This is a genomic window from Shewanella sp. 10N.286.52.C2, from assembly GCF_002874545.1.
Classification (GTDB): Bacteria; Pseudomonadota; Gammaproteobacteria; order Enterobacterales; family Shewanellaceae; genus Shewanella.
The window spans coordinates 130,772-148,455 of the sequence record NZ_MCTV01000024.1; the positions used below are offsets into that span (position 1 = coordinate 130,772).

11 protein-coding genes and 1 pseudogene are annotated in these 17,684 nt (G+C 41.0%); 6 read left to right on the forward strand and 6 right to left on the reverse strand.

Features of this window, described 5'->3' with window-relative positions; genetic code table 11:
- Positions 1-281: 281 nt before the first annotated feature.
- Both BCU94_RS09665 and BCU94_RS09670 read right to left on the reverse strand, forming a co-directional pair.
- Positions 282-1,439 carry an iron-containing alcohol dehydrogenase gene (locus BCU94_RS09665; protein ID WP_102476260.1) on the reverse strand — a complete coding sequence of 386 codons (1,158 nt, stop codon included), beginning with the start codon at positions 1,437-1,439 and terminating at the stop codon, positions 282-284.
- A 22-nt stretch (positions 1,440-1,461) separates the two neighbouring features.
- Entirely contained in the window at positions 1,462-2,151 is a 690-nt protein-coding gene (locus BCU94_RS09670; protein ID WP_102476261.1) for a type 1 glutamine amidotransferase domain-containing protein, read from the reverse strand.
- Positions 2,152-2,363: 212 nt separating this feature from the next.
- Here BCU94_RS09670 and BCU94_RS09675 point away from each other — a divergent pair, with 212 nt between their 5' ends.
- The 5 genes and pseudogenes from BCU94_RS09675 to BCU94_RS19785 all read left to right on the forward strand — a co-directional run.
- Positions 2,364-3,284: a LysR family transcriptional regulator gene (locus BCU94_RS09675; RefSeq protein ID WP_102476262.1), complete on the forward strand. Its 921-nt coding sequence runs from the start codon at positions 2,364-2,366 to the stop codon at positions 3,282-3,284.
- A 274-nt stretch (positions 3,285-3,558) separates the two neighbouring features.
- Positions 3,559-3,987 (forward strand): DUF2057 family protein, encoded by a 429-nt coding sequence (locus tag BCU94_RS09680; RefSeq protein ID WP_102476263.1) that lies wholly within the window; start codon positions 3,559-3,561, stop codon positions 3,985-3,987.
- Positions 3,988-4,361: 374 nt separating this feature from the next.
- On the forward strand, positions 4,362-5,552 hold the full coding sequence (locus tag BCU94_RS09685; RefSeq protein ID WP_102436505.1) for a class I SAM-dependent methyltransferase: 1,191 nt from the start codon (positions 4,362-4,364) through the stop codon (positions 5,550-5,552).
- Positions 5,553-6,307: 755 nt separating this feature from the next.
- On the forward strand, positions 6,308-8,668 hold the full coding sequence (locus tag BCU94_RS09690) for a fatty acid cis/trans isomerase (protein WP_102476270.1): 2,361 nt from the start codon (positions 6,308-6,310) through the stop codon (positions 8,666-8,668).
- Positions 8,669-9,512: 844 nt separating this feature from the next.
- Positions 9,513-9,659 (forward strand): annotated as a pseudogene (locus tag BCU94_RS19785) (IS91 family transposase); the annotation flags it as partial.
- A 256-nt stretch (positions 9,660-9,915) separates the two neighbouring features.
- Here BCU94_RS19785 and BCU94_RS09695 read toward each other — a convergent pair.
- Together BCU94_RS09695 and BCU94_RS09700 are read right to left on the reverse strand one after the other, a co-directional pair.
- Positions 9,916-10,353: a hypothetical protein gene (locus tag BCU94_RS09695; protein WP_102476264.1), complete on the reverse strand. Its 438-nt coding sequence runs from the start codon at positions 10,351-10,353 to the stop codon at positions 9,916-9,918.
- 145 nt (positions 10,354-10,498) lie between these two features.
- Positions 10,499-10,861, reverse strand: a complete 363-nt coding sequence (locus tag BCU94_RS09700) for a hypothetical protein (protein WP_102436174.1) — start codon at positions 10,859-10,861, stop codon at positions 10,499-10,501.
- 722 nt (positions 10,862-11,583) lie between these two features.
- Between BCU94_RS09700 and ltrA the strand changes: the two genes are divergently transcribed.
- A complete protein-coding gene (gene ltrA / locus BCU94_RS09705) occupies positions 11,584-12,930 on the forward strand; it encodes a group II intron reverse transcriptase/maturase (protein WP_102476265.1) in 1,347 nt (448 codons plus the stop codon).
- Positions 12,931-13,036: 106 nt separating this feature from the next.
- Here ltrA and BCU94_RS09710 read toward each other — a convergent pair whose 3' ends face one another.
- Both BCU94_RS09710 and BCU94_RS09715 read right to left on the reverse strand, forming a co-directional pair.
- Complete coding sequence (locus tag BCU94_RS09710; protein WP_102476266.1) at positions 13,037-13,342, reverse strand: hypothetical protein; 306 nt, start codon at positions 13,340-13,342, stop codon at positions 13,037-13,039.
- A 135-nt stretch (positions 13,343-13,477) separates the two neighbouring features.
- Positions 13,478-17,575: a putative Ig domain-containing protein gene (locus tag BCU94_RS09715; protein ID WP_102476267.1), complete on the reverse strand. Its 4,098-nt coding sequence runs from the start codon at positions 17,573-17,575 to the stop codon at positions 13,478-13,480.
- Positions 17,576-17,684: the final 109 nt, after the last annotated feature.

Below are 17,684 nucleotides of genomic sequence, written 5' to 3' on the forward strand. Positions count from 1 at the left end.
ATCTGATGAATTATTTAACTAGATCACAAATACAAGCGCTAGTGAAGGCTGGGATTAGCGGAAATAGCTATTTACTGCTATGAAGTCAATGATTAAAGCTACAAGTCGAAGCATAATTTTACCTATAAAACCACTTGGCAAACTTAGTGGTGTTATTTTGCAAAGAAGCAAAGAAGCAAAGAAGCAAAGAACAGTGAGCTATTAAGAGTAAAGATAAAAACTGCCATTAAAAAAGGCTAGCAATGCTAGCCTTTCATCTAAATGGTCAATTGAGTTATAGATCAGATCGCAGTGGTGAGAATTTCGCGGCTTACTGCTAAGTCAATATCGCCATGTTCGCCAAGTTTAGTCATGCCATGGCTTTCAAGTGCAGCAACTAATACGTCAACTTGCTCTGCACCAAGATCAATATCACTTAGGCGTGTAGGGACTTGCATTAACTTAAAGAAGTTTTCGGTAGCCTCAATAGCTTGATCAATTTTTTGCTCATCGCTACCTGTTGTGATGCCAAATACACGTTCAGCATACTGAACTAATTTTGCATGTTTTTGCTCACGACGCACTTTCATTACCGCAGGAAGCACGATTGATAAGGTGCGCGCATGATCAATACCATGGCTTGCTGTTAGTTCATGGCCAATCATATGTGTAGACCAATCTTGTGGTACACCGGCGCCAATCAAGCCGTTAAGCGCCATAGTGGCAGACCACATGATATTAGACCTAATCTCTAAATCGTCTTTTGTTTCAGCAGCAAGGGCTTTAGGGCCTTCTTCAATTAAGGTTTGTAGTAAACCTTCACTGAAACGGTCCTGTACTTTAGCGTTTACATCAAAGGTTAAATACTGTTCCATGATGTGGATATAAGCATCAACAACACCATTACCAATTTGACGGTCTGATAAAGATAAAGTGACTGAAGGATCAAGCACTGCAAATAACGGACGTACTAATGGGCTACCAAAAGGCAATTTATTACCATTACGAGTAATAACAGAGCCGCCATTTGATTCAGAACCCGTAGCAGGTAAGGTTAATACGGCACCAATAGGTAATGCTTGTTCAATTTTGGCGCCTTTTGCGACGATATCCCAAGGGTCATCACCTTCAAATTTCGCAGCAGCAGCAATAAATTTAACCCCATCGACCACTGAGCCGCCACCGACTGCTAGCAAGTAATCGATGTTTTCAGCTTCAATGATGGTTTGTGCCTTCATTAACGTATCGTATTGTGGATTAGGCTCAATACCTGAAAACTCAAACCATGTGTGATCTTTGAGCGCATCAGACACTTGCTGATAAACACCATTTGATTTAATGGAGCCGCCGCCATAAACAACTAATATTTTAGCTGATGTTGGAATTTCCTTTGAGATGGCGCTAATTTGGCCCTCACCGAAATGAATTTTAGTGGTATTTTGGAATGTAAAATTAAGCATGAGAATATCCTAAATAACGAATTTATGACTCAGTGATCTGAGCAACTAATTTTTGTGCTGTTAATGATGAGCTTGCAGGATTTTGGCCTGTAATAACTAGCCCATCTTGAACTGAAAACGCATGCCAGTCAGCTGCTTTTTGGTAATCTGCATCACGTTTTAGTAATTCATCTTCTAATAAAAAAGGAACTACATCAGTTAATTGCACAGCATCTTCTTCACTATTTGTAAAACCAGTTACCGCTTTACCTTTTACAAGGTACTGGTCATCTTGTTTTACGTTAAGTAACGCTGCCGTTGCATGACATACCGCAGCAACAGGTTTGTTTTGAGCAATAAATTGCGCGATTAATTTAATAGAGTCTGCATTATCTGTTAAGTCCCACAGTGGACCGTGACCGCCAGGATAAAATACCGCGTCGTAATCACTGGCATCAATATCAGCTAATACGTTGGTGTTAGCCAGTGCCATTTTAGCTTGGCTATCGTCATCAAAGCGCTGAGTGTCAGCGGTTTGAAAGCCTTCTAGTTCACTGCTTGGATCAATCGGTGGTTGTCCGCCTGCTGGCGATGCGAGGGTGATTTCAAAACCTGCATCTAAAAACACATAATATGGAGCGGCAAATTCTTCGACCCAAAAACCAGTTTTGTTACCCGTGTTGCCTAGTTCTGAATGAGAGGTAAGCACCATTAATACTTTTTTCTGTGTCATTTTAAAACCCGTTTATTTTAGTTATTACGGCAAGTACAAAGCTTGCATAAGTTCTGATGTGGAGTGATTCAAAAGAGAAAGTCATTATCTCTTTGTTGAAAGTGGCTACAGTATAGAAAGCCAATTAGCATCTGACAATGCAGATATAATTGACTTCATTGTTTAAATAATTGATACAATATTCCAGTAAATAAACTCTTGGATATTAAAATATGAATGTGTCATTTGAGCAGTTGAAAAGCATGGTGGTGTTTGCCCAAGTTGTTGAACAGGGCAGTTTAAGCGGCGCAGCAAAGCATATTGGTCTTTCAAGGGCGGTAGTGAGTTATCACATAAAAAAGCTTGAAGCGCATTTAGAGGTAAGACTGTTAAATCGATCTACTCGAAGTATTAGTTTGACCGAAGAAGGTGAAGCCTATTATCAATCTTGTAAAGTGATAGCCGATCAAGCTAACACGGCCAACAAGCAAATTGAGAATATGAAAAGTGAGCCTATGGGTTTGATTAGGATCACCTGTCCTGTCAACGCTGGTTTAGAAACCATAGTGCCAGCCCTTAATGAATTTAAACGTTTGTACCCAAAAATTGAACTTGATGTGATATTAACTGATGAAATCGTTAATATTATCAATCAAGGCATTGATCTAGCGATTCGTGGTGCGCCTTTGGTTGACTCAGGCTTACAGGCAACTAAATTATGTGTGCTCAAAACTTGCCTATGTGGCTCGGTTGAGTATTTTAATAAATACGGCAGGCCAGAAACCCCAGCTGATTTATCCAGCCATGACTGGGTGATGTATAAACCACAAAAAAAAGTGCTGCATCTTAATAAGGGTTCACGCTCATTTAGTATTGAAATGAAAGGCTCAATTACCACCAATAACGCCTCAGCGCGTACCGCATTTATTGAAGGCGGCCATGGGATAGGGCGAGTGCCAACCTATGATGCTTGGCCAAAAGTGAAACAGGGCAGTTTAGAAACCGTATTGGATGATTATCAATTTAGTGACATTACCATTTATGGGGTATTTCCACCCGGGGCGACAGACTCTAAAAAAGTGCGCTTATTGCTAGATTTCTTAAAAGCGTACTTTGATAAAAAAATACGTAATCTTGAGCAATCGATTTTGTGAGTTGAAGCCTATTAGGTAAATCTGCAGCGATGTTTAACGATATTAAAATTTTGATAAACATTTAAGTGTTGATCAGATTTTATTATTGTTTGTGATGTTGATTATCAACAGGTTTTATTTTTTAATGATTGTATTGTTCGTCTTCAAATAAATTAAATAGTGTATTTGTGAAATTTTTTATGACGGCATTAGGTCTAATTAAATGACCGTTGTGAAAGCACAGTTGCTAGCTTGAATATAAGTGACATTAACTATTAATTTATTGGAGTTGAACATGAAGACTAAATTAACATTAGCGATTGCTATGGGATTATTACTCAGCAGTTTTACAGCCCAGTCCGCCAGCATAACCTTTCATGACGATCTTGATGTCGATAGCGTTAATGGTGTTATTGTAGAGTTTCAGCGTGAGGTAGACTTAGGCCAAGGGCTACATTTGTTAGAAATTAGCTATAGTGATTTATTTCAAGATAATGCCGATGACTCAGGTTATTGGGTAAAATCAGAGCCGCTATATTTAAGACTCGATGTACAGGGCAGTGAAACATATCATTTAGACATACCAGAATTGTATTCTGCAGATGATGCCAAAGACTTTCTACAAAACCCGATTATTTCATTAACCACAGATGGTAATAATTATAAAGATATTACCTTATTAAGCCAATCTCAATTATTTACCCTGTTATTACATCAAAAGTAATGGTTAATATTTTGTCATTGCAATTTGCTGTTTCAATTTTTAAATTATTTAAAAACGCTATTGAATTTATTTTAACTAGCGTTTTTGGGGTTGTAAATTTAAAGGAGAATAATGATATAAAAATGAGAGAGCTCATATTTGAGCTGTAAATATAAACAAGAAAATAACCTAATGACTGCTTACACTCGGTAAAATATAACCAGCCGTGTATAAATTTAGCGATGCTAGACCTCATTTTAGTAACATCATTTTAGCAACATCATCTTGCTTTTTAATCCGTTAAAGCCTGCTATACGCTATATTTTACTATTGTTTCTTGCGTTCCTTTCTGAGGATCCTTATCATCCGTATCCCAATTTGAAAAAGGCAACATCATGGCTATCAGAATCAAGCTTAGACCAAAGCGTGAGAAATCACTTGAACGTAAACACCCTTGGGTTTTTGCAAGTGGTATACACAATATTAAAGGAAAACCACAAGCTGGTGAAACTGTTGATGTTGTAGCCCATGATGGTCATTGGTTAGGTCGTGGTGCTTGGTCACCAGAGTCGCAAATTCAAGTGCGTATTTGGAGCTTTGATAAAGAAGAAGCTATCGATAGAGACTTTTTTGTTCGCCGCATTCAACGAGCCCAAGCAGGCCGTGAAGCATTAATTGCTGAGCAGGGTTTAACCGGTTACAGACTGGTTGCTGCTGAGTCAGATGGACTGCCTGGCATAACCATTGATAAATACGCTAATGTATTAGTGTGCCAGTTACTTAACACGGGCGCAGATTACTGGCGTGATACCTTAGTATCAGTCCTCGCTGAGCTTTATCCTGATTGCGCTATCTATGAGCGCTCAGATGTTGACTCTCGTAAAAAAGAGGGGTTAAAGCCGGTAACGGGTTTACTTCATGGTGAGCTGCCAGAAATGCCAGTGATCATTGAAGAAAACGGCATTAAAATCGCAGTTGATGTCACTAAAGGTCATAAGACCGGCTTTTATTTAGACCAACGTGATAACCGCAATATTGCTGCCAGATTTGTAAAAGACAAGTCAGTACTTAACTGTTTTTGTTACACCGGCACCTTTGGCTTATACGCCGCTAAAGGCGGCGCATCGAGCATTGAAAACGTTGATGTGTCGGCGTTAGCGTTAGATACCGCCCGTAAAAATATGCAAATCAATGGCTTTAATGATGACCATGTTAATTACCATGAAGCTGATGTATTTAAGCTATTACGCCAGTACCGTGACGAGGGTAAAACCTTTGATGTTATCGTATTAGACCCACCAAAATTTGCCGATAATAAAGCCCAACTAAACGGTGCTTGTCGCGGATACAAAGATATCAACATGATTGCGATGCAGTTATTAAATCCAGGCGGCATTTTACTGACATTCTCTTGTTCTGGGCTGATGCCTGCGGACTTATTCCAAAAGGTTGTGGCAGATGCAGCCTTAGATGCCAAGCGTGATGTACAGTTTATTGACCGCTTAAGCCAAGCCAGCGATCACCCAATCGGTAGCGGCTTCCCTGAAGGATTCTATTTAAAAGGCTTAGTTGCTAGAGTCTGCTAATTTTACACCATTTGCGCTGAAGCTTGCTTCAGAGCTGGGGATTTAAGGCTACTTTCTGGTAGCCTTTTTTTATGCCAAAAATAACTTGAAGTAGGCAGATATTAAGGTCAGACTTTTTGTCTTCACAGCAGCATCTTGAATCATAAGATATGATTCAACTAACCAATAAAAAAGTTTGACTTTTATCTGCCCTCAGTGGTCTTTTCACTTAAAAATACGCTGGTTTTAGAATGCGTAAAACCCTATCACTTATATAACACTCGTTTATGCCTGGGTTCGCTCTGTGATGATCTGCTCAATTTTACTAGGCTATTACTGTGTTTATTGATAGCACAGTATAACTAGACTACTTTTAGGCTAGGTTTTGTCGTTCTGGACCTCGATGTGTTCGAGATAAATTGATATTGAACTAGCTTGTTAGGCCATATAGGCGCATATTCAATAAACCCACGTCAAGTGATTGAAGGAGTGGCAAATTACTCGCTATGACAGAATGAGATAGAGATAACTCATTGGTGACAAGCCATACCAACCCAAGCAGCAAAGGTTAAACTCAATAACAAAATATTTCTATTCAAATTCATTTCTTATCATTGATTAATTGAATCGCTGAATGAGATGGGAAAGATTATTCCTGAAGCAACAGCAAATTTTTTGCCACAAAACCATCAATAATCATTTGATGCAAACGTAACAAACCAAGAGGTTGCCAATTGACTATGTATAATTTTTTTTTGAAGTACTACAGCCGCACAATGGTAATTTTTCTTTGTGTTATCTTGTCAGGTTGCGCGATTTTTGTGGGTTTTAATTACGATAAGTTATACGGTAAAGCGCAGCCCCAACAGCGCATGGTAGAAACAAACTCAGTTCAAGCTCAAAGCTATATTAATGATGTTAAACCTATAATCGATAACCGATGTGTTGTCTGCCACGCTTGTTACGATGCGCCTTGTCAACTTAAGATGTCATCCGCTGAAGGTATAGACCGTGGAGCGAATAAAGATAAAGTGTACCAAGGTACGCGGTTACTTTCTGCAAATACAACTCGCATGTTTCTCGATGCCCAAACAACGGCGCAATGGCGTGATAAAGGCTTTACTCCAGTACTGAATGAACGCTCACAATCACCAGCAGCCAATATACAAGCCGGTGTTATTGCGCGAATGCTACTGTTAAAACAAAGCCATCCTTTACCAACTGAAGATATACTTGATGACTCGTGGGACTTCTCCCTTGATCATAATCAACAGTGCCCATCGATTGAAGAAATGGACAGCTATGAAGAGGACTTCCCTAAATGGGGGATGCCTTATGGCTTACCGCAAATATCAAACAATGAAAATAATATATTGTTGCAGTGGCTTTCGAAAGGCGCACCAATGACAGCTGTCGCTCCTCCTTCAAGCAATGAACTTACAGCGGTGCAGAAATGGGAAACATTCCTTAATAAAAAATCATTAAAACAACAACTATCAAGTCGCTATATATTTGAACATTTGTTTGTTTCACATTTATATTTCGAGAACGAGGACATTGGCCCGCAAGGGGTACCGACCTTTTTTAAATTGGTTAGATCGAAAAGCGCCCCAGGGGAAGTCATCGATGTCATCGCAACACGTCGACCTTACGATGATCCAAAGACAGATTCTTTTTTCTATCGCTTAGAGCAAGTGCGCGAAACCATTGTCGATAAAACACATATGCCATATGCACTTAGCGATGAAAAGCTTGAGCGTATAAAGTCATTGTTTATTGAACCCAATTATACAGTTAGCGCTTTACCAAGCTATAAACCATCAGTTGCTGCAAATCCGCTTATCGCCTTCACAGAATTACCCGTAGAGGCGCGCTATAAGTTTATGCTTGATAATGCGCAAAATACCATTATGGCGTATATAAAAGGCCCGGTATGTCGAGGACAGCTTGCACTTGATGTTATTAATGACAGATTTTGGGTGTTTTTTGTCGACCCTGATATGTCTAACCTCTCACAATTAAATGAATTTTATCGCTCACAGGCCGACAACCTGACCCTTCCTGCTGAGGAGGAAAGCAATACTTTGCGACCGGTTAGTAATTGGATTAAATATGCTAGACAACAGGGCCGCTTTCTTCGGGCTAAAAATGCATTCTTGGAAGAAGAATTCGAAAATAATGAGCACTTAACCACTCAGCTTATTTGGGACGGCAATGGTACGAATGCTAATGCTAGCCTAACGGTATTTCGCCATTTTGATAATGCATCAGTCGTGAAAGGCTTAATCGGTGAGCAACCTAAAACCGCTTGGGTTATCAGTTATTCGTTATTAGAGCGCATTCATTACCTGCTTGTGGCTGGTTATGATGTCTATGGTAATTTTGGCCATCAATTAATTACTCGCATGTACATGGATCTTCTTCGCATGGAAGGTGAGTCGAACTTTTTAACCTTGTTACCAACGAAAAACCGTCACCAAGAGCTTGCTGATTGGTATCAAGATGCAAGTCTGTATTTAACAGATCATCTTGAAGGCAATATCAATGAGTTCAGTAAACCCACAGAAGTTATTTATACGACAAACGACCCTAAGCATGAATTATTGCAAATGCTCAAACAGCGAGTCGCAAAGGTAACGCCAACTCGTTATGCACTTGAGTCAACCCAGCTTTCAGATGAGAGTAAGGCGCACCTTCAAAGGATTAATCATCTACAAGGGGAAAATGCATCTATATTCCCTGAACTTACTTATATTGTGATTGAAGCTGCAGATACCTCTGTTGAACCTCAGCTTTTCACCCTAATAAGAAACAGTGCCCATAAAAACATCTCTAGCTTATTTGATGAAGAATCCAACCGGCTATATAAACGCGATAATGTGACACTGGTTAACGGCCTACTTGGCAGTTACCCCAATGCTTTTTGGCGCGTAAAAGAAGCTGAGCTGCCAGCATTAGTCGCTCAAGTTCTCAAGGTTAAAACCAATGCTGATTACAAAAGATTGTTAGATAACTATGGCGTTCGAAGAACTGACCCTGCTTTTTGGGCATTCAGTGACACCTTGATGACGCAATACAAAAAAAATCATCCAATAGATGCAGGCATACTTGATTACAATCGAATTCAAAACAGATAATCATATTAGCGATGAAAGATAATTGGCTTCAATATTACTAGTATTCTTGTATATGATTTTAAGATAATTTAACTGTTGTTTCCGAGAAATTTGTTATCAATTTAACTCATCATTTTGTTTGAGTGGCCAAGGGGGAATGGTCACTCATTTAGAACCGAGCTAGCTTATTTCAGGACATAAACGTGTTACCAGCACCAACGTTATACTTTATTTATATTCACTCAGTTACTGATGACCATCACTTCCATCTAACCCATTGCCTGCCGCAGGCTTATGTGCAGATACAACTGCGAGACGCTGCAAGTACGTCCTTGTAAGCTCTGCCAAAACATCCATGTTTTGGAAGCTCACTGCTGCATCTACACTGGGTTTATTATCTCTTCGATTTGACGGTATTTATGACAATAAAAATAAATACATCTGAAATTAAAATTCTAAAAGACTCAATTTGAATTGAGGTCATCGAGAAAAGGCCGTGAGCTTGGCATGGATGCCAAGCTAGCTATCGTTAGGCCAGGGATGGCCTATCGGAAGCGTTAGGGCTTTTCGACAATGACCGAAGAGGGATACAGATGAAGTTAAAAGCTGGATCAATCCCCATCGAAAATCATGCGTTATTCAGCATTTTTCGTCGGGGTGCTGAGGGATTGTTAAGGGGGACAAGCAGTTTCCCCCTTGACTCTGGTATGGGCGAAGCACCACGACGTTAATTCAAACGGAGTTTGTAAATAAAGCAATTAAACCAACGTTTTAAATTGTATGTGACCTAATATCACTATTTTGATTTATTCAAAATGACAAACTAGATTTGGGAAAAATTAATTATGGGTTTCACAGTTAATTTTCTAAAACGCAAGCCATACGACCTTGCCCATGCTGCCGACAACCGATGATAATTATGGGTTGCTGGCAACAAAGGGATGAAAAAGTGCATGCACGACTGACAAGCTTTTTTAGGCAAAAATCAACGACATCTAACGCCACTGTTTAAGCCGAGGAATTAGAAAGTTAACACTTAAGATGCAGAACAATAAAAGTATCAGGAGGTGCTAAGGCATTGATATTTTGGGGTAATGAAATTAGCTGACGTTGCTAAGGGATCGATGCGGCTAGTAAAAAATGTAACTGCTCAGCACACATCGAAAAAGCGTAAGATCTTACGCCGATATTTACACTATAAAGGTATCACTCGGGCTTGTTCAACACTTGGGATAAGGCCGCGGCTACGCGCGGCCTATCCTTATCTGTTATATTGCGGCTTTAACCAAGCTTTGATTAATTTTATGTTGCATATAGATTACATGAAAAATTGATGTAATAAATGGATTTAACCAAAGTATGTCACCTTTATTTGAACCTGAAATTTGGTTTATACGATTGCGGACCATAACTATCCACGTTACATCAAAAACACTTGAAACCAAATGAATAACAATTGAGCTTTTTAAAATGGATAAATCGTGAATATTAACTAAACCATAAATTAAACTAGCTAATGAAATGGCAAATAAAATTACAGTAGTAAGGATAAAATATTTAGATATTTTAAGCTCTGTATGCCCGTTGATTTGGTTTGAAAAACGGTAAAGTTTATATATTAAATACGAACCTATTGTGAGCACGCAAAGAACGAGAGTCTTTAGAACTGAGTCAACTTCAAATATATCTGTAAGTTCCTTTTTCATTTATTCTCCGATGCTGAAAATACACTTTACTTTTTTAGCAATATAACGCCCTGCTAATAAGAGAACCAAGTGCTGGCGGGCGATTTGCACAGCAAATGGCATGACAGCCTTGGTGAATCTGGATTTAGCAGCTTGTTAGGTATCCTTACGCTATATACCTACCCATGACTAAAATCGGCAACCATATTGAACTTGACACAAATAGTGAGCTTGTTAATAGGAGTGTTAAAGAAAAGGCAAAATAATGACCTGCAAACACTCGCGCATCACTTACGGGGTGCTGCTTTACAGCAAGTATCATCACACGGCTGAACTCTTTAATTTTAACTATCTGGCACTCAACCCAAAGCTTCATGGGCTTAATCATGATGAGGAGGCATGTAAAGGCTACTTCTACACCAGCAACATCCATAAACAAGAGTAATTCAGGTGCAAATGGAGTAAGGGCTAATATAACTAGCAGCATCAAAATTTTTTTGCTTTTGGGACTAAATTTAAAACCTTCCATAAGACTCCCTTCCTTGGTTACCTAACGCTCGCATTTGCGGCTGGTTTGGAGCGCAGCGGAAAACAGTCCGACAACATGCGCTTGTGTACGCCCAGCATGGGCATGAACTAATGAGGTGAAAGTCCTCTGTAGGAAGGTCACCGTTTATTAACATGCTGTTATTAAACGTTAACTACTAGCGAATGGCAAGGGCTTATCCGCGAGGATTGGTCTGGAGGAAGCCGCTAGCAAATTTGCGAGCTGATGAACAAGAACATCATATGAGGCGTAGGCTAGAGGTGAGTTGGCAGGGGCTGCCCCGCGAAGCAAGGGTACAAGACGACGAAACCACGTGATCTAATGGCCACCGTAAATGATGCAGCAGTGCAAAGAAAGTTCATGTTCTTATCTGGGGAGATCTACTTAACACGCGATCGGTAATTAACCAGTAAGGCTCTGGTTTATAAGTGCCTTGGCTTTTCAGCGTCATCGACTGAAAAGAGCGAATCAGATGGAAACCGATAGCGCATGACGGGGCAACTCGGCATGTGATTAAGCAGAAGACCTAAAATGTTCCCGACATTTTTTGGCATTCACTCCTTCCATGGAGATTTCAGCAGACGGCATACGACTGCATGGATGCAGGAGGTAGAGCAACGCAGGAGCAGTTGCCGAGTAGCCCAACGCCCATCGTAATGGATGGTACATGGTGAAGGCCTGAACATTTAGAAGAAGGAGGAGTCTTGTCAAACTTGTCGATACCCACTACGTCGCCAGACGATTACTATCAGCAGCGTATTGATCTGCAACCCGCCTTCAACAGCGATTTATTCCAGCAACTACTCGAACCTGAAAATCTACACCGAGCTTGGCGGCAAGTTAAAGCCAATAAAGGCGCGGCTGGTATCGATGGTATGACTATCGAAGCCTTCCCGATTTGGATGCAACAAGGCGGTTGGCAACAGTGTAAAACTCAACTTGAGCAAGGTAAATATCTACCCTCAGCGGTCAGGCGTGTAGAGATCGATAAACCCGATGGCGGTAAACGCAAATTGGGGATCCCGAACGTCATTGACCGTGTCATACAGCAAGCGATAGCCCAAATACTCACGCCACTGTTTGACCCATTTTTCTCGGATAATAGCTTTGGCTTTAGGCCGAATAGAAATGCCAAACAAGCGGTACTGCAAGTTAAGGGTATCATCAAACAGAAACGTAAATTTGCCGTTGATGTTGATCTGTCCAAGTTCTTTGACCGAGTTAATCATGATTTACTCATGACTCAAATAAAGAGCAAGGTACAGGATAAGCGCCTTTTGGCGCTTATTGGTAAATACCTACGTGCAGGGGTGATGGTCAACGACCAATTTGAAGCAAGCTTTGAAGGAGTACCTCAAGGCGGTCCACTCTCGCCTTTACTATCAAACATTATATTGGATAGTTTGGATAAAGAGCTGGAAAGCCGAGGGCATAAATTCGCCCGCTACGCGGACGACTTTATCATATTGGTTAAATCTCAACGAGCAGGTGAACGGGTACTTAATAGCATTACTCACTATCTTGCTACTAAGCTAAAACTGGTCGTTAATACACAGAAAAGCCAAGTGGTTAAGGTAAGTCAAAGCAAGTTCCTCGGGTTTACCTTTAACCGAGGAAAGATCCAGTGGCATGCTAAAACATTACACATTTTCAAACAAAAGATGAGACGACTGACGAACCGAAACTGGGGCGTGAGCATGGGTTATCAATTGTTTAAAGTGCGTCAATACATGCAAGGCTGGATCAACTATTTTGGCATCGCTAATGCTTATCAAGGGTGTGTCGACTTAGACCATTGGATCCGTCGTCGCGTACGTATGTGCTACTGGCGTCAGTGGCGAAAACCACGGACTAAGGTGCAAAACCTACTTAAACGTGGCGTCAAAATTCAAGTGGCCGTTGGTTGTGGTATCACAAGCAAAGGCCCATGGAGAAGTTCAAAAACACCAGGGATCCAGCAAGCGTTGAGTAATGAGTATCTGAAGAAAGCAGGATTATATTCACTAAGAGATGGATGGGTCGCAGTTCACTATCCTAACCAGAAAGTTTAGTTAGGTGTTCTAAATGAACCGCCCTGTGCGGAGCCGCATGCAGGGTGGTGTGGGGGCTGGAGGTTAGATACCTCCGGCTACCCGATTAGGCGTATTGCCAAAGTGCTTATATTATTCTAGATATTTCTAAAGCCATTTCTTTAATATCAGGGGCAACTAACCCCATAGTATTTCTATTTAGATTAGCTTCACTCATATTCTCGATGTGCTTTAGCCAATTAAGGTGATAATTCTCTGAACGGTTGATCGTACTAATACGAGATTTCTGAGTTTTGATCTTAGCCCAGTTATTATGGGTTGAATCAATATGCTTGTGATATAAATATGAAACCAAGAAAGTAGCACCAATCGTAGTTAGGAGATCTCCACCTTCAAACGAAAAAATATGTCGCTCAGAACTTACACTCGTCATAATAATTCCTAGTTAATAAATAGTTGCTGACACAACAATGAATATACGCCTAACGCCGCGCTAACCGGCTAACCAAAGCTGCATAGCAAAGCGGCGCAGCTTTGGGTAGTCCGAGTTTAGCGCATTGTTATGCGATCAATGCCAAAGCTTGGTTCCATCTTTATTACATGTCCAACCGATTGTACTGGTCTTGCCAATAGACGACTCGAACTCTGCCATACATTGAGTATAAGCAGACTCATCTTTGCCTATAGACTCATCCGGTTCAACTGATGTACTTCTGGATGCTTTCGCAATGACTCGAATAGAAGCAGTATTGGCAACAGGCGCGCTTTGTGGTTGTGCGCTACCAGATTGAGCTAGTTTGCTGGCATCAAACCCTGCCAAGCTGCAAATCCGTTGTGAACTGCATGAAACAGTTAAAATATCGTTGAACCTAGAAACCCCTGAACCGCTTGGGCCATCTTGACTACTACTTGACTGTGTATGAGGAACAACAGAATCAAACTTCAACAAACGTCGATTACTACCCCCTGTTTCATTCAATACAATATCTAACGTGTAGTTTGTGGACGGCGAACCTGAATAGTAATGCACATCGACATCAAATGTACCATTTACATAAACGTCATCATTTGTAGAGCGATACGAAACCACCTCCGGTCCGAATCCACTGGTATTGTCATAATCCAGATTGCCAGGGCCTTCCGTTTTATCTGAATACCAAATGGTTCCGCCGTTTTTATCTGTACTATAAATATCCAAATCTGTTGAATGTGTATCCCAACGCAAAACAAAAACAGCTCTAGAGGCAATAAGCGCATTACGCCCTGTTGATGAGCTTTCTACGCCTTGGATGATAATGATTTCTTCATTCGTAACAGGTGTCGAGCCACTAAAACCTTGTGCTTTAATGATGTTATCACCCAAAGTGACGATCACATCCGCAACAAATGAGCCATCTGAATTCAATGTGGTATCTGTGGCTATGCCGTTAGCCGTTACAGTCACCTTGCTGGTCGACTCTCGGGCTTCTTCTGGAATATTACCGGAGATACTCACGACACGGTTAGATACCTGATCCCCCGTTGCATGGCTTGTTATAATAGTATCAACATCCAGTTCATCGCGAATTTTAAAATACACATCCACATTCGCACTATTGCCCAAGCTGGGATTGACCAAGGTTACGAACAGCTCTGGCACAGTGCCATTTGCATCATAGATATAGCTTGTTTGACTAACTGTTGAAAACCAAGTGTGTGAATCAGTTCCAATAGTGTTTGTTCCGACAAAATCACTGCCTTCACTGGTAACAGAGACAATAACCTCCCGATTAGACTCAACCACTAGTTCAGCAATTTTACCTTCAGGTAATTCGCCAGAAATAGCAGGCACCTTGAATGAATAGGCGCCAGATGAAGGAATAATTGATACTCCATTTAGCTTATGCTTACTACCCTCTGGTAATGCAATCCAATCAGCCACAGATGCTAGCCACGGTTTATCAAACTGATAATTGGGTTTATCAAACGAAAATGTATTTGATTCGTTAGAATCCAGTAGTGATAGGTGGCCTATATGCTGAGTAGCGTAGTTGTAATAGCTTAGTGCTGTTTCCAATGATGAGGCTTTAGCGCTTCCCAAATGAGCTCCGAAATTACAAGACCAATCACTAAATAGGCTGGTTAAGTTAGTGATACCAGAAGGGTCGTTACTAAGCTCAACGTTAAAAGTGGCTTGTAAATTCCCTGCAAAGTTTGGGCATGATTTTGTGACTAGTTTGAAGAAACTGAAACGTTGATAAGGGCGACGAATACCATCTCCATCGTCAGCGTTGATACCAGCTTCATTAATTCTAGAACCACTTCCTTCCTTTGATTTAAAAGTATCCAAAGAATCATATAGCTCATCTTCGAACCAACGGGCGGTTCCTTCAATAAGCCAGCTTCTGCTAGAGTTTCCATCTATTAGCAAATCTCTATTATCCAATTTGGTATCAGAATGTCCCTGCGCATGGTGAAAATATTCATGCACTGCGGTTCCTTGTATCGTTGAGGTTGAATAAGAGTTATTGTCGGTTATATGAAGAGTGTTTCTATTTTCAAATTCATCGGTTGTTACATAACCCAAGTAATCCATCTCATGAATTTTTACCTTAAATACTTTATTGAACCCAAGTGAACTTGATGAGAAATTTTCCTGAGCATCGAGAAGCCACGAAACAAGATCTTCCTTTGTTGCACCGCCCCAGCGAGTTTGCTGATCACCAAAACCTTTAATTGTAATTTCAATCTCTGAATCATCTGAACTTGTACACACATACTTATCTAACGCTAATCCTAAGAAAGACTGTTGTTCGCAGGAAACAGAATCAGCTGTTGCGCTGAGCGATCTTTGCTGTGTTGCTGCTGGTTTAAAAGAGCTTGGTGCTATGCTATTTGACGACTGAGCTTGTGGTGTGGCGTAACCAAGAAAAGCCATTCCTTCCAAGCCATCTAGTTCAATAACAATTACAGGTGAATCAATCGTGCCTTCGAAATTGATGTCAATTGATACTGGAGACCAGAATTTTCCCACAACATCATCGGCTTCGGTATATGCATAGAGGTTAACATCGCTCAATGAAACATTTGCTGGGAGGTTTGCAATTGGAAAACGCAGTTCAAGGTTACTTTCAAAGCTACCACGCACAACAAAAACATCTGTTAATGGGGTAACCCAATCCGGTATTTCAGGAACACTAGAAACAGATAACTTAGCAAGATCAAGTGCAGTGAGATCTGCCGCACTAGTTGAAGCTAAGGCTGTGCTACGTGCTGAGGTTTGAGCTGCTTGCGTTGTAATAGTCATGCCATTTAGTGTCGTAGAGCTGTCCACTACGCTAAGCGTATTGCCCTCAACCTCTGTAGTAACAGGCTCCAGTGCCGCAACCGTCACCTCAAAACTAACTGTAGTAAATTTGTTACCATCATTAGCTGATACGCCAACGGTATAACTTTGTCCTTCCTCTGACGCTTGAGGAGTCCAGGTAATCTCACCTGTACTAAGATTTACATTCATTCCTTCCGGGGATTCGGTTAGGGAGTAAGACAGTTGGTTATTGCCGGTATAGGTGACCTGAGGCTGAAGCGTTGCCTCAGAATCGGCAATAAGTTGATTCAATGTTTCTGGTTGAGAAATCGATAATTCAATGCCTTTAAGGGCGACATCAGTAGGATCAATTCCGTTGTAAAACAAGTCTGAAGAGATAGCTGACCCGAGTATAATTTGATAATCTTGTTCATCGTTTTGAACATCTTCATTAGTTCCACGAACAACTACGGTTTGAGCTTGCTGCCAGTTTTCAGGCGTGAACGTCAACTCGGATTGCTCAGGGGTTCCCTCTGATTCATCACTGGATGATACTGGAATGCTAACATTGAAAGATGGTTGACTAGCCAGTAGGACTGAGAATTCAGCCGCTGAGTTTAAAGTAGCCGTATTTCCAGATACATCACTTACCGTTACACTTGGAGTTGGTCTACCGGTAATCACTACTTCATCTTGACTCGTTTCTCCGTCGTTATCAGTAACGGTCAACCTGAAAGTGAATTCGACATTATTCGCCAATTCTGGTAATTCAACGCTTGCGTTAGCTTCTGTTGCATTGTTTATTGTAAGAACTGGAGCGCCATTGCTAATTTGTTCCCAATTATACGAGCCTATGGTCCCGTCGGCGTCGGAACTTGCGGAACCGTCTAACGCCACAACGGTAGACTCTAGCGCTTCTTGAGCCTCTCCTGCATTTGCAGAAGGAGGTTGGTTAGCGTTTGCAACATTGAGAATAGTTATCTGAACCGAATCAGTAGCAGAAGCGCCATCGTCATCGGTTACGGTTAGTTTAAAAACTAATTGCTCATCTGTGGTCACATCTGGAGCTTCGAAGGTGGCAGTACTGCTGTCAGCATTTTGCAGAGATACTGATGTCCCACTTGTTTGTGCCCAGCTATAACTGTTGATAGTTCCATCAGAATCTGTACCTGAACCAGTCAATGTCACTTCTATGTTTTCATCAACGGACTGATCAGCTCCTGCATTTGCGGATGGAGGTTGATTTTGAGGTTGTGGTTCAGTGTCTGCATCTCCGCTAGAGCCGCCTCCACAAGCGCTTAACCCGGTGATAATGATGGCAGAAGCCAGAGCATTTCTTAATATTGTCGGGACACCTATCGTCCCTGATTTATAAGACATGATTGTTTCCTTTAGTTTTGTGGTTGAAAGAAGCGCTTAGTTTTAGCGCATAACGATTTAGTTCACGAGCCGAAGGTCTCGTGTAACGGCTTGTTCTTTACTTTCGGAG

Coding starts and splice junctions, on each gene's coding strand:
- BCU94_RS09665 (WP_102476260.1), bottom strand. CDS start 1,439: ATGCTTAATTTTACATTCCAAAATACCACTAAAATTCATTTCGGTGAG.
- BCU94_RS09670 (WP_102476261.1), bottom strand. CDS start 2,151: ATGACACAGAAAAAAGTATTAATGGTGCTTACCTCTCATTCAGAACTA.
- BCU94_RS09675 (WP_102476262.1), top strand. CDS start 2,364: ATGAATGTGTCATTTGAGCAGTTGAAAAGCATGGTGGTGTTTGCCCAA.
- BCU94_RS09680 (WP_102476263.1), top strand. CDS start 3,559: ATGAAGACTAAATTAACATTAGCGATTGCTATGGGATTATTACTCAGC.
- BCU94_RS09685 (WP_102436505.1), top strand. CDS start 4,362: ATGGCTATCAGAATCAAGCTTAGACCAAAGCGTGAGAAATCACTTGAA.
- BCU94_RS09690 (WP_102476270.1), top strand. CDS start 6,308: ATGGTAATTTTTCTTTGTGTTATCTTGTCAGGTTGCGCGATTTTTGTG.
- BCU94_RS09695 (WP_102476264.1), bottom strand. CDS start 10,353: ATGAAAAAGGAACTTACAGATATATTTGAAGTTGACTCAGTTCTAAAG.
- BCU94_RS09700 (WP_102436174.1), bottom strand. CDS start 10,861: ATGGAAGGTTTTAAATTTAGTCCCAAAAGCAAAAAAATTTTGATGCTG.
- BCU94_RS09710 (WP_102476266.1), bottom strand. CDS start 13,342: ATGACGAGTGTAAGTTCTGAGCGACATATTTTTTCGTTTGAAGGTGGA.
- BCU94_RS09715 (WP_102476267.1), bottom strand. CDS start 17,575: ATGTCTTATAAATCAGGGACGATAGGTGTCCCGACAATATTAAGAAAT.